The following is a 13,535-nucleotide window of genomic DNA, read 5'->3' on the forward strand; positions in this document are numbered from 1 at the left end:
CAGCCCACGCCGAATCAGCGACATCGTCGCGGCCGCACTGCACCTGACCCATTTCGAGTACAAATACCTGCTGCAAAGTAGCTGAGATTACTTCACTTCACTTCGTCTTCCACCGGAGCCTATACATTGCGCTTAGGACCTGACAACTTGGGCAAGGTCCGATGCCACGTCCATGATTTCCGTTGTCGGGGCTGCGGACCAAAACGGCGGCTGCCGAAGATCCTGTGGGATCAATCCCCTCGTTCAACGCCTCGGTAAGACACTGAGGCAGACCGCACTTTCCATGACCCTTTCCACGCTGCGACGCTGGAATCGCGTCGAGGCTCCCTGCACATCCGGATGCAGCGTGGGCATGCCACCCTTCATGCTAGTTTTCGAAATCATCTCGCCACCCGGCAGCTGTATCGCCTCTGCAACCTGCGGGCGCGGGCTCGCGCACCACCTCACGCAGACCCGGCACCCGCTCGACCGCCCACGTCTTCGGCCGACGTCGCGCCACCCCCGCCGCCGTGTCAGCCGTCGCGGCCCGATACCCCGCCCGGCCACCGTGCCGGGCGACCTCCCGCGAGACCACCGACGGGTCCCGACCGATCAGGACACCGATCTGCTTGTACTCCAGGCCCTCGGCCAAGCCACGGGATATCTCTTCACGATCAGCCAAGGTCAACATCGCGCGCACGACGGAACATCCTGTCCCACCGCCTCAAGATCAAATGCTACGACCGGCTGAACCTGCCATCAACTTCTGTCCAAAGCAGTGGCCGCCGAGGCGATACCTCACCTCGGCGGCCACACTTAACCCAATTTCCGTCGGGGCCGGCTGACCGAGCTCCGGCGACCCACCGAAGCCGGGTCCCAATTACTCATCGGCTCGGCGGACCTCCGGCCCTAGATTCGACTGCCGGTAGTTTTTGTACAGCAAGTCCAGGCGCTCACGCCCGTAACGCCGGGCATTATCCCGAATCTTGTCAACACCCTCACCAGCAAGCAGGCTCTCGATATCCTCCGCCTGACAACGCTCCTCTTCACTGAGTAGGCGATGGCCCGTCCTAGACTCAATCCTGAAGGCACTGTTCCGCCCCGCCATCGAGCACTCCTCCAGGGCAGCCGCCGACTCCTCTGCGAGCGTCCGCAATGCCGAATGGAGAATAACCACCCCATGGAGCGCGTGAGCAGATGGGCCTTCGAGCTCGTCCCCGACACGCATTTCACGCATTCCTTCAAGAGCATGACGCGCTGACGAGTATCGCGAAGGGTCACCTGGAGCAGGGTTCCAGAGCATTTCCAACGCCTCACGGTAACGGTCCAGGTCATCGCTTCGATCACCCTCAGAGACCACCCAGAACAGGATCCCGCTCGCCCGCTCCGCACAAGCCGCAGAAAAGAGAGAAGCCTGTTCGATTGAGGCGATTTTCGAGAACTCATCAGCATTCATCAACAACCACACTTTCGCGATCCAGGCCAATAAAATGTCCGGACCTTCTCGCCGCGTTCTTGCCCGTGGACTTGGCCCGAAATTCTACCACCCGTTCCTCGGATCAGGTTCCCACACGGACCTGGACGACACACGCTTCGGGACGCACCGCCTGCAATCGGGACGCCACCTAGTTTATCGATCATCCGCAGGACGTTGGTCTCGGCGTGAGTCGTGACAGTGTTGTTGATGACAGGAATGTCGCCGAGCTTTTTGGCAAGCGAGACTTGACCGATACTCATACCGTCTCCACTCGCGCCAACTACGTTCCTCTCGACCCAGCCGCCATCGCCGTCCGGGAAGCGGGCACGAATTGCAGCGGAGGTCTTGTTATCGACATCCCACTGCGTACCGGCACGGCTCTGATATTGCGTTGCCCTCTCGCCCATGTCATTTGCCAGTTGCTGCAGCTCCTTATCGGAACCACAGTTGTGCACTAGGAGTGGGCTGTCCCCGGCAAGGACGTAGTAGGTGTGGACGCCGTCAACGGTGAGGTTGTGGACTCGTTCGTGGCGGACGGTGCGGGTGATCGCGGTGATCTGCACCCAGGTGCCAGCCGAGGTCTGCAGCCACATGCCGGGCTTGAGGTCACCACCGGTGACCCACGTCCCGGCGTCGGGCAGCCAGATCAGGTGCGCCGCCGTGGAGGTGATCGACCCGGTCTTCGACCCGGCCTTACCGTCCACGTCGACCGTGATCGTCACCAACGTTTTGCTGCCCTCGTGGCTACGGACGTTGGTGACCGTACGACCCTGGTTCTCGCCCGACTCCACATCGGTGCCGAGAACCCGGTCACCGGCCTTCAGGTCCTCGATCGCCTTGCTTGCACCGTCGGCGAGGAGGACCTTGGTGCCCGGCACGAAGCTGTTGCACCTCGTCGGTGCCGGGTTGTCGGCGGTCTTGGGTTGCGGCGTACCGGTGGGTGATGCTCCCTTGGTTCCGGCGGTGCCTGCTTCGGCGGCCTTGCGGGTGTCGTTCATGGTGTCGATGCCGTCGACGACCTTCTTACCCGTCTTCGCCAGCTTCGCCGCCGCCACCGCGTTCCCCGCCAGCGGAATCGCCGACGCCATCGACATGGCCGCGTCGACGTAGTTGCCCTCAGCCAGGTACCAGATGCCGTTGGCCACATCGGCGACCTCACCGATCACCGGCACCATCCCAGCGACGTCCAGGGCGGCGTGACCGACATCGGACCACGACATCCCGAACAGGTGCCCGTCCAACTCCACAAAGCTGACCGGGTTACCACCAGCGAACGCATACCGGTTCCCGGTGAACGGATCCGTCGCCAGACCCATGTCCGCCATCGCCCCGCCGTAGGAGTCCCGCGTCAGGAACCTGTTCAACCCCGGGTCATAGTTGCGGAAACCCATGTCATAGGTGCCGGAGCCGGCGTCCCAGCGGGAGGCGTTGAACCGGAACGCGTTGTACGGCTCCTCACCTTCGGCCTGCGCGCCCGGCTTGTCCACACCAGTGAACTGCGAGCCGTCGTCCTTGCCGTACGCGGTGTACCCGTACGTCGCCCGAGTCTTACCGTCCTCCTTCGTGATACCAACGACGTCACCACGCGGCCGGTAGATGAACTGCGAATACTCCCGGCTGCCGTCGTCCTTGTGCTTGATCTGCGTCAACTGCTGATCCCACGGCGCGTACTGGTAAGACTTGGTCGCCTTGTCCGCGACCTCCTCCCGCAGCACCTGGTTGTCCATCCCCAGATACGTGAACGCCGTCGTCTTCGACCCCGACGTCTGCGACACCGTCCGATCGAACGGGTCATACACATAGGTCGTCGACTTCGCCGTCGCACCCACACCCGCAGTCGTCTTCGCCGTACGGTCAAAACCGTCGTAGTAATACTTCTGCGCCCGCTGACCACCCATCGACACCGTGTCAAGACGACCCAACGGGTCATAGTTGTACGTCGACGTCACCCCACCAGAGGTGGTCGAGTGCAACCGGTTCCGGTCGTACTTACTGGTGCTGGTCGCACCCTCGATCGTCTGCGCCACCGTGTTGCTGTTCGCGTCGTACGTGTACGTCTCGACCGAACTGCTGTCACCGGTCTTGTCGAGCCGGCTGATGCGGTCCTGCGGGTCGTAGGAGAAGACGTACGTGTTGTCGATGTGGTCCGACGAGTTGTCGGCGTTCATCAACTTCATCACGTCACGGGACGGGTGCCCGTTGGCCGTGTACTCCAGGTTGTGCTCGGCCACCGTCGCCCCGGCGGAGGTCTTCTCCAGCTGACGCTTGGTGGCGCCGTCCAGGTAGTACTCGAAGTCCACCGCGTTGCCGTTGGGCTTGACCTGCGTGAGCATCTGCCCGCGGGCCGTGTAGGTGAACGTCGAGATCTGCTGGTTACCCGCCGTCGCCGAGTCGGCATTGGTCACCTTGGCGACCATGTCCCGCTCGTCGTACTCGATCTTCGACCAGGTCAGGTCGTGAGTCGAGGTGTCCGGGTTGCCGTTCGCGTCGTAGGTGAGCGACGTCGTGTTCTCCAACGTCGTCCCGGCGTACTCCTTCACCGAGGCGATCTGGTTCAGCTCGTCAAAGCCGATGTCGTACCGGTTGATCTTCGCGCCCGGGCTGAGGTCCTTGACCTCGTACATCAACCCGTTCGGGTTGTACCGGTAGGTGAACTCCTTCTTCTCATCGTCGACGTCGGCGGCGTTGTCCCGCACCAACTTGACCGCGTCCGCGAGCACCTTGCCCGTCGCCTGGTCCGTGACGGTGACCTTCTGGACGCCGTCCTCGATGAAGGAGTAGCTGCCGAGGCTCACCCAGGCGCCGGTGTTCTGCGTCTGGTTCACCGTCTTGGTGACGCTGCCACCGTTGTGGGTAATGGTGAACTTCGCGTCCGTGGCGGCACCGGTCACCTGCGGGTGCCGAACGAACACCTCGTAGTTGCCGTCCCGCGGGATGGTCAACTGCCAGTTGAACTGGGCAGACCCGCTACCCGCCGGCACCGTGCTGACGTCGTAGCCGTAGGCGCCGGTGGCGGCACCACTCGTCCACGTGCCCTGGGTGGCGGTGTTGTGGGAGTCGGAGTTGTCGACCAGGACCACGTCCTTGCCGACCGGCAGGCCGTCCTCCGACCGACCCTTCTGGTTGCCCGACGGGAAGTAGTCCCAGGTCATCGTCCGGGACTGCGACTCACCGGCCGAGGTCAGCGTGCTCTTGATCTGCTGGCCCAGGTCGTTGTACTCGTACGACGTGGTGATGTCCCACGGGTCGGACGTAGTCCTGGTCCACCCGTTGTCGTAGTAGCTGTAGGTGGTGTCGTTGCGGACCGTCTGCCCGTCCGACGGCGGTGCGCTGACCTTCTCCAGGTTGCCGATCGAGTCATACGTGTAGAGGGTCTTGTTGGGGGTGTTGTAGCGGCTGTCGTCCTTGTCGTAGGCCGACCACTCCTCCGCAACCCGGTTGAGCTTGTCGTACACCTTGACCGCGGCGAAATCGTCGGCGTCGACGGTGTCGTCAGTGTTCACACCGCGCGGGCTGATCACCTTCGTCGCGTTGCCGACCTGGTCGTACTCGTACTTCGTGGTGCGGTAGGTAATGGTCCCGGCGCCGTCCTTGCTGTGCGGCACCTTCGACTCCACCAGCGCGCCGCGGGCGTCGTACGTCGCCAGCGACTCGTTGCCGTCCGCGTCGGTGCTGCCGACCGTCAGGCCGTCCTTGTCGTACCGGGCGGTGGTGAACTTGCCGAGCGCGTCCGTGGTCTTGACGACCCGGTGGTTCCAGTCGTAGTCGAACTTCGTGGTGAAGTCGTCCGCGGCGCTGGCGTTCTTCTTGGCGTCGTAGAGGACCTTGACGTTGCCGACGTCGTCGTACTCCGAGGTGACCTTCTGGCCGAGACCGTTGGTGACCTCGATCGGCTGGTAGATCGCGTCGTACTTCGTGGTCGTCGTGTAGTCGCCGGCCGTCGGGGTCAGGTTGCCCTGCGGTTCCGTGACGGTCAGGACGTTGCCGACCTTGTCGTACGTCGTGGTGGTCTTCCGCTCCGGGTCGTTCGCCTCGTCCTTCGGGGCCAGCGTCTCGAGGGCCTGGTCCGCCTTGTCGTAGACCGAGGTCGACTCCGTCCCGTTGGCCGCGTACGCCTTCGTGATGTTGTCGTTCTGGTCGTACTCCGGGGCCTTGGTGGTGATGAAGCGGCCGTTGGCCGAGTCCACCGGCTCGACCTTGGTGGTCGGACGGCCGAAGGTGTCGTACGCCTGGGTGACCTTGGCGTTCTTGCCGTTCTTGACCTCGGTGACGTTGCCCCGGTCGTCGTACGTGAAGTACGACAACCCGTCGCCGGCGTCCTTGATGGTCGTCGGGTAGCCACTGACATGGAAGGGGCCGTACTGGGTGATGTTGCCCCTGGCATCCTTGGCGGTGAGCAGCTGGCCCCACTCGTCGTAGGTGTTGGTGCTGGTGTTGCCCAGCGGGTCGGTGACCGTCTCGACGTCACCCTCGGCGGTGTACGCGAAGGTCGACTTACGACCCTCCGAGCTGCTCTTGGTGAGCACCTCGGCCACGTACCCGTTGAGCTGGCGCTGGTAGGTCAGCACCGTGCCCGACCAGCCGTTCCTGACCGTCTCGGCGTCCTTCACCACGGTCGGGTAACCGGTCTTGGTGTCGTACTCCCAGGTGGAGACGGCGCCGTTGTTCTCCTCGAGTCGGGTGACGTTGTGGTCGTCGTCCCAGCCGAGCTTGGTGGTCTCGTTCTTGGCGTTGGTGGTCTGGATGGACCGGCCGTAGCCGTCCATCAGGTAGACGCTGGCGTGGTTCTCCGCGTCCGTGACCGTCGTCTGGATGTTGTTGGTGGCGTCCGGGTCGACGTAGCCGAACTGCGTCTGGTGGCCGAGCCGGTCGGTGTAGGACTTGGTGGTCCAGTGCCACTTCGGGTCGTCGCCGGTCTGCGGGTAGTTGTACACCAGGTCGGTGGCGTTGCCCCGCGGGTCGGTGACCTTGACCAGCTTGACGTTCTTGTTCCCCTGAGTCATGTCGTAGCGGAACTTGTGCACCTTCGGCGCGCCGTTGGTGGAGCCGGCACCGTCGATCAGTTCACCGAGCAGACCCTTGTCGGTGTAGGTGAAGGTCAGCTTGCGTCCGGAGATGTCGGTGATCTGCGAGACGTGGTCGATGATCTTCGGGTTGGTCAGGTTGGTCACCCCGGACACCCGCGCCCAGGTGGTGTCGTTGATGTAGTCGTAGGTCTGGCCCTTGGCGTAGTAGTCGAGGGTCAGGGTGATCCGGCCGGTCGGGTCGGTGATGTACTTGAGGAACTTGGTCGGCTTGTTGTTGGACTTGCGCTCCTCGTAGGTGAACAGCATCTCGTTGCCGTTGTTGTCCACCGTGCTGGACAGGAAGCCCTCGCAGTCGTAGAAGAACTGCGTGCGGTCGGGCTTGGTGAGCACCCAGGCCTTGCGCTCCTGCACGTTGGGCTTGCAGTCGACCGGGTTGTTCTTCTGCAGGTAGAGGTTGACGCCCTTCGGGCTCTTCCACTCGTTGGCGGTCGCGTCCCAGGTGAACCAGTGGCTGGTGCCGTCGCCGTCGGTGAGGGTGACCTTGGTGGGGTTCGGGTTAGGGTGGAAATCGAGGGGGGTGCCCAGGCGCATCATCGACGACGCCTGCAACGACCAGCCGTGGCCGGCGACCGAGTCGGTGGTGTCCAAGGAGTTGTACGACATCCGCACGAAGGTCGACAGGCCCCGCGACGGGTTGCTGATCGCGTTGTAGGACCAGACGGTGTTGCCGGCGTACAGGTTGTTCATCAGGGTGCCGCCGCCGCCGGTGTTCTTACCCGCGTACGAGTAGAACTTCTCCAGACCGAGCTGGTCGGAGGTCGGCTCCTCGACCGCCACGTTCTGCGGCAGCCCCTTGATCGGGCTGGTCGCCGACAGCTTCCGGCCGTCGATCTTGCTGCGCAGGTCCCAGCTGAGCACGTACTCGGTGCGTTTGTTGCCGTCGGTCGACGACGGTGGGGTCTTCACCTGGGCGGTGACGTCGACCGTGCCACCTGCTGCCACGTTCTTCGGCAGCGGGGTGCGCAGTTCGTAGCTCTCGTCGGTGGCGTCGACGAGGGCACCGGTCTCGTTCAGCCGCTTCCAGTCGTAGGACAGCTCCCAGTCCGCGGTGTTCCAGGCCGCCAGTGTCGGGTTCGACACGGTCACCGGCACGGTGTACGTGGCGTTCGGCGTCAGCACCTGCGGCGTGGAGGCCGCGTAGTAGGTCGACTCGGCGGTCTGCTCGAGGTAGGTCACCTCCAGCGTCGGCCGTAGCAGCGGCTCGGCGCCCTCGGAGGAGAGCAGCATCGCCCGGGCGGTCTGGTTGACCTCGTCGCGCTGGCGCAGCAGCAGGCCGTAGTTGGACGTCGGAGTGGTGTGCCAGCCCTTCACCGCGGTGGTGACGTCCCAGGTCTCCCACTCCGGGTCGTTGGTGAAACCGTTGAAGCTGGCCTTCCACGTGGTGTCGTACTCACCACCGGGCGTGAGCCACGCGTTGGTGCCGTCGTAGCTGTTCCAGGTGGCCTTGGCCTCGTTGAAGGCCCGCTTGAGTTTGTACACGTCGACGTACTCGTCGGTGTCCGTACCCGGGAACAGGTAGTTGTTGTACATCCGCAGGTCGGCGTCGACGATCTGCGCGTCGGTCGGGATGCCGGCCAGGGCCGGGAACTTGATCAGACCGCGGGTGTCGCCGAGATCGGTCGAGTTGTTGCCCGGGCTGACGTACGGGTCCCCGTCGTAGACGTCGAGGTTGGTCGTCGACTTCGTGGATGACAGGGTGGTGTCGATGACCCCGTTGGAGCCGATCGCGTCGGTCGCGGCGGTCCGGTAGATCCGGGTGATCTGCCCGGCCTTGGGGAGCATCGCCTGCTGGGTCGGACCGGCGATGACCTGCCCGTCCTGGGTCTTCACCGCGACCATGTAGTAGTAGAACTTCCGCGCCATCGGGTTGGTGTTGTCCGCCGCCGTCGGCACCGCGGTGGTGTCCTGGTACGTGCGGGTGGCCGAGGAGAGCGGCGAGATCAGCGTCGCGGCCGAGGGCTCGAAGTTCTGGTGGACGCTGCGGTGCACCTGATACTCGACGATGTTGTCGCCGGTCGCCGTCGACGGATCAACGTAGGCGGGCCAGTCCAGCACCGCGCCGGTCGAGGTGATCGTGGTCGGCGGGTTCACCGTGACACCCGGCCGCCCGTAGGTGACCACCAACTTCGGTAGGTTGAAGTCCCGCCGGTCGTTGTTGTAGGCGTACTCCGACGCCTCGTAGATCGGCCCACCCTTGCCCTTCGTCGCCTCGTCGAGGGCCTTGACCATGAACCCGTAGTTCGGGTAGGTGCCGTTGACCCAGTCCTGCACGAGGCTGCGCACCGGGAACGAGTTCCAGACGCTGGACTTGCCGTACTTCTTGACCGCGCCGGCCTTCGTGAACCGCACCGCGTCAGCGTTCGCGGCGGTACCGGGCACACCGTTGAGCACCACCTTGCCGGTGGTGCCGGCCACGAACGGGTGGGTTCCCAGCGTCACCCACGCACCCTGGTTGTCCGGCGTCTTCTGGTCGACGTCATACTTCTTCGACCCGCCGGAGAAGTGCACCGTGTACGGGGCATTCGTCGGCCGGTCCACCGCAGCACCCACGTAGTGGACCTCGACCTGGTAGTCACCCGACTCGGTGATGGTCGGCACCCAGGTGTGGGTGTCCGTCGCCAGGGAGCTGCCGTGGTAGCGGTAGTCGGCGTTGACCGCCTGCGCCTTCAACGCGCTGCTCGAATACGGCCACGTCCCTACCACCGACGTCCCGGAGTCGCCGTCGTCCTTGGTCACCACGTTGCCCGCCGGCGCACCAGCGAACTTGCCGCTGATGCTTGCCCACGTGGCGCAGGCGACGGTGCCCCCGCACCCCTCGGCCCAGTCCGCGGTCACCCGGTGCGCCTGCATCGGCACATCGGCCGCGTAGGTGGTGTGCGTCTGCGAGTAGTACAGCTGCAACTGCGCGTCGTCGATCGGCGTGTTCGCCGGAATCGAGTCGACGTTGAACTTCAGCAGCGACCGCCAGGCCTGCGTCTCGGTCGTGCCAACCTTCAACTGGTACGTGTCGTTGTAGTTCGTGGTGGTGGCACCCGAGTAGATCTGCACATCCTGCGCGTCGCTCGGCACCGGCTGAATCTTGATGGTCGGGTCGACGACCACCGGATACACCCGCGCCGGGTCGGCCAACCAGCCCGCATCCGCCGACACCGTGACAGTCGTCTGCCCGTACATCTGCTGCACCCGCTGGCTGACCTTGTCGCTCCACACCTTGCCATGCGGCGACGCCTTGTCATCCTTCGCGTCATACATGAACGGCGCCGGCATCACGAACACCGGCGCGCCGCCGTCGCGGCGGACGAACGCGATCGAGCCGTCCTCCCGCTGCTGCGCGATCAGGCCCGCGGTGTCCAGGGTGAAGGTGTACGACACCGGCCCGGCCGGGGCGCGGTGCAGAACGATCTTCTCCTTCAACGCGGTAGCGGTGACGTCGTAGACGACGTCCGCCCCACCGGCCAACCCCGGGTAGGTGACCGTGGAACCGGAAACCTTCGGCGTCACGCCCTTCGCCGCGCCCGCCAGGCCCAGCTCAATGCTCCGGCCGTCCTGCTCGAAGCGGACCAACTCGTCCGAGCTGTCCCCGAACAGGCTGGTGAAGGTATTCGTCCCATTGCCCTGGACGTAGCCCTTGTCGTTCGTCGGGCGAACCTGCGTGTCGATCGGCTGGAATTTGCCCTTGGCGTCCTTGAAGTGCAGCGGCACCGCCGAGATCTCCGCCTGCGTACGCCCGTCGGAAAGCTGAAAGACCTTGCTGTTCGCCGTCCGCTTGCCGACCAGCTCCTTGACCCGCTTCTGCGGCGGCCAGTTCTTCGCCGGCGGCGGCTTCTCGTTCACCGCCAGCCCAGCGCTGACCACCTCCGGCCTGGCCCTGCCCGGCCCATCGCTGACCAGGTCACGTGCGGCATTGCCCAGCTTCGAGAACAGGCCGTCGTCCTCCACGGCGTTCGCCGCCCGGTCGGCGTCCTCCAACCGCTGGTCAGGCTGTTGGCCGGGTAGGGCCTCCATCCCGCCGAGCGTGGCCACCAGGGCCAGCACCAGTCCCCCGACAAGGGGACCTCGTGATCGTCTCTTCACCCGTAACCCTCCGGTCCATAGACAGACACGTCGGGTGAAGGCTAGGGACGGCAGATATACGCGCTGCTATATTCTGGCTACTTCGCGGCGCGGCTCCAGAGAAACGGAAGGAGCCTCCGGCCGGGCGGCCGGAGGCTCCTGACAGGTGACGGACGAGTTAGTAGCGGCCGAGGTTCTGCACCGGGCAGATGACGATGCGCGGCGAGCGGGCCGGGTCCAGCCACGTCAGCACCGACACCAGGTTGGCGTGGGACATGCTCACGCAGCCGGCGGTGGCGTTGCCGCTGGAGGTGCTGTACTCGTGCAGGAAGATCCCGCTGCCGGCGCCGGGGACGGGCTTGGCCACGTTCGGCGTCATGTTGTAGGTGATCACGGCGAAGTGCGTGTACGCGGGCTTCTCGGTCCACAGCGCCTCGCTGTAGCCACCGGGGTTGGTGGTGCTGTGCTGGAACGTGTTGTACGCGGCCGAGCCCGGGTTCTCGTTCCACCAGTCGTACTGCACGACCGGGTGGTACGGGTAGCGCACGCCGGGGTTCACGGCGATGCCGTACATGGTCGGGCCGAACGAGTAGACCCCGGTGGGGGTGGTCGCCACGCCCTCCAGGTGGTTGTCGCTGAAGCCCTTGGCGCCGATCCGGGCCGGCAGCGGCGCCGAGACCCCCACCCAGTGGCCGCCCACCTTGTGGAAGGTCTCCAGGGTGGCGTAGGTGGTGCTGTAGCTGTCGCCGGTGACGATAACGACCTGGGTGGTCTCGGCGGGCAGGGTGGTCAACCGGGAGGCCCGGTTCGGCGGTGGGATCGGCTTGCCACGGCCCGTCGGCGTCCCGACGGGGCCACCGGCGACTGGTGTCGGCTCCATTCGCGACATGATCGCAGCTTGGCCACTCTTCCGGTGCCCCGGAATTGGTGACGAATCTCGTCCCGCAATTCCGGTGGGTCGATGTAACGCGGAAGGCGCCGCCGACGCTTTCATCTTTCGGTGGAGAAGAGGGATCGATGCGGGAACAGTTTCGCCGGGCGGGTCAGGACCGGGTCCGCAACTCCCCGGCCCTGACCACCAGCCGTCCGGTGTGGTAGCGGAATCGCCGATGCGGGCACGGCGGACGGGGCACGCCGCCCACGCCGAGCCCAGCACGGCGAGCCGGCCCGCCTGCACTCAGCTCCACGGTGCCCAACTACCGGACTTCGGTGCGCTCCCGACTCACCCCGAAGAGCCACGAACGCGCGCCCAGGCTAGGCATCCCGCCGCCGCCCGGACAAGCATGCCCGCACCCCGGTGAATGTGATTGATACCAATCCTGAAATGCGGCATGTCCGCGTAACGTGGTCAGCCGGGCTGACGCTGTTTCTCCTCGAAGCGACCCGTCCCGCCGGGCAGCGGCCGGTCGGCGGAGAGCGCTCCCGCCGCCCCGGCACCAACGATGAGCGCGAGGGCCGCCAGGTGCAGCAGCCGCACCCCGGCGGGGGCCGGGACGGTGGCGGCCGGCAGCAGCGGCAGCACCGCCGCCCCGGCGGCGCTGACCGGCAGGGCCATGCCCCAGAAGACGGCGGGCCGCGCCGTCGGAGCGGGCGGTCGTACGCCCTCGAAGATCTCACCCCGGCGGGCCGCCCGCAGCGCCAGGGCGACCACGACGGCGCCGCCCACTGCCGTGCTGACCAGGTCCGAGAAGAACCACCAGTACATGCCGGTGAGCGCGTGGAAGTCCTCGATCCCCACCAGACGCAGCCAGCGCTCGGTGTGCGTGACCCGGTCCCAGGCCACGTGGCTGGCCGCGCCGATCAACGCCGAACAGACCGTGACCTGCCAGGGGTGCCGAACCGCTCCGAGGGCCGCGTAGTCCCGCCAGACGAACAACCGTTCGGCGGGCAGGTGCACCGCGATCCCGGCCACCGTGCGACGGACGATCCAGGCGTAGGCCAGCGCGACCGGCAGGCACCACCAGAGCAGCCCGCCCACGGTGTGCGTCCGCATCCCCAGCTCGAACCGGGTGTCGGCGAACAGGTAGCCGACGTCCGGCGAGACCGCGCCGGTGGCCAGCGCCACCCCGTCGAACCAGCGCGGTCGCCACAGCTTCAGCGGCAGCACCGGCGCCAGGTGCGAGGGGAACGTCAGGGGCACGGACCGGACGTTACCGGTCGGCGCGCGGTCAGAAGTGCCGAAGCAGGTCAGTGAACTCCTTCAGCTGCAGCACGCCCTCGTCCGTCGGGTCGAGCTCGTCGTGTTCGAGCACCCAGGTGTTGTCGTTCGGGATGAACACCGCGTTCATGCCCGCGGCCCGGGCCGGCAGGATGTCAGACTTCGGGGAGTTACCGATCATCCAGGCCCGGGCCGGGTCGAAGGCGTGCTCCCGGGCCAGCCAGCGGTAGGTGTCGGCGTCCTTCTCCATCACGATGTGCGCGGCGTCGAAGTGGTGCAGCAGCCCGCAGGCGTCGAGCTTGCGCTGCTGCTCCTCCCGATCGCCCTTGGTCAGCAGCAGCAGGTCGTACCGGCCGGCGAGGGCGTCCAGGGTCGCCGCGACGCCGGGCATCAGCTCCACCTGGTGAGCGACGAGGGCTGCGGCCAGCTCGTCGATCTCCCGGCGCTCCCGCTCGCTGGCGGGGCGCTCGCGCAGCCGCTCCAGGCACTCCCCGAGGCTGCGCAGGAAGACCTTGCTGCCGTACCCGTGGGCGACCGCGTTGGCGCGTTCGATGTCGTCCAGCACGGCCCGGATCTGCGTCCGGTCCAGCGTCGGGTGGTCCAGCCACCCCAGGAAGTCGTCGATCACCCGCTCGAAGACGAGGTTGTTCTCCCAGAGCGTGTCGTCGGCGTCGAAGACGAGCACCGCCGCGTCCCGGCGCTGTTCCATGGTTCCCCTCCCGGTCTGGCGTCCGGGACACGCTACTGCGCGCCGCCGGCCGGGTCATCCGGGTTCCGCCGG

The 13,535-nt window shown here is 65.8% G+C and carries 6 protein-coding genes; all 6 read right to left on the reverse strand.

Features of this window, described 5'->3' with window-relative positions:
- Window positions 1–367: 367 nt before the first annotated feature.
- Window positions 368–670, reverse strand: a complete 303-nt coding sequence (locus ABZ807_RS22725) for a helix-turn-helix domain-containing protein (protein ID WP_357161512.1) — start codon at window positions 668–670, stop codon at window positions 368–370.
- A 189-nt stretch (window positions 671–859) separates the two neighbouring features.
- A complete protein-coding gene (locus ABZ807_RS22730) occupies window positions 860–1,435 on the reverse strand; it encodes a hypothetical protein (protein WP_357161342.1) in 576 nt (191 codons plus the stop codon).
- Entirely contained in the window at window positions 1,435–10,617 is a 9,183-nt protein-coding gene (locus ABZ807_RS22735) for a DNRLRE domain-containing protein (protein WP_357161345.1), read from the reverse strand. Before ABZ807_RS22735 ends, ABZ807_RS22730 begins: the two co-directional genes overlap by 1 nt.
- A gap of 157 nt (window positions 10,618–10,774) precedes the next feature.
- On the reverse strand, window positions 10,775–11,476 hold the full coding sequence (locus ABZ807_RS22740; protein ID WP_357161348.1) for a L,D-transpeptidase family protein: 702 nt from the start codon (window positions 11,474–11,476) through the stop codon (window positions 10,775–10,777).
- 468 nt (window positions 11,477–11,944) lie between these two features.
- On the reverse strand, window positions 11,945–12,736 hold the full coding sequence (locus ABZ807_RS22745; protein ID WP_357161351.1) for a DUF4184 family protein: 792 nt from the start codon (window positions 12,734–12,736) through the stop codon (window positions 11,945–11,947).
- 28 nt (window positions 12,737–12,764) lie between these two features.
- A complete protein-coding gene (locus tag ABZ807_RS22750; protein ID WP_357161354.1) occupies window positions 12,765–13,463 on the reverse strand; it encodes an HAD family hydrolase in 699 nt (232 codons plus the stop codon).
- Window positions 13,464–13,535: the final 72 nt, after the last annotated feature.

This window comes from Micromonospora sp. NPDC047548, assembly GCF_040642975.1.
Taxonomy (GTDB): domain Bacteria; phylum Actinomycetota; class Actinomycetes; order Mycobacteriales; family Micromonosporaceae; genus Micromonospora.

What these genes read in the sequence shown, in the direction of transcription:
- ABZ807_RS22730 (WP_357161342.1), bottom strand. Translation starts at nt 1,435, where the DNA reads ATGAATGCTGATGAGTTCTCGAAAATCGCCTCAATCGAACAGGCTTCT.
- ABZ807_RS22750 (WP_357161354.1), bottom strand. Translation starts at nt 13,463, where the DNA reads ATGGAACAGCGCCGGGACGCGGCGGTGCTCGTCTTCGACGCCGACGAC.
- ABZ807_RS22725 (WP_357161512.1), bottom strand. Translation starts at nt 670, where the DNA reads ATGTTGACCTTGGCTGATCGTGAAGAGATATCCCGTGGCTTGGCCGAG.
- ABZ807_RS22740 (WP_357161348.1), bottom strand. Translation starts at nt 11,476, where the DNA reads ATGGAGCCGACACCAGTCGCCGGTGGCCCCGTCGGGACGCCGACGGGC.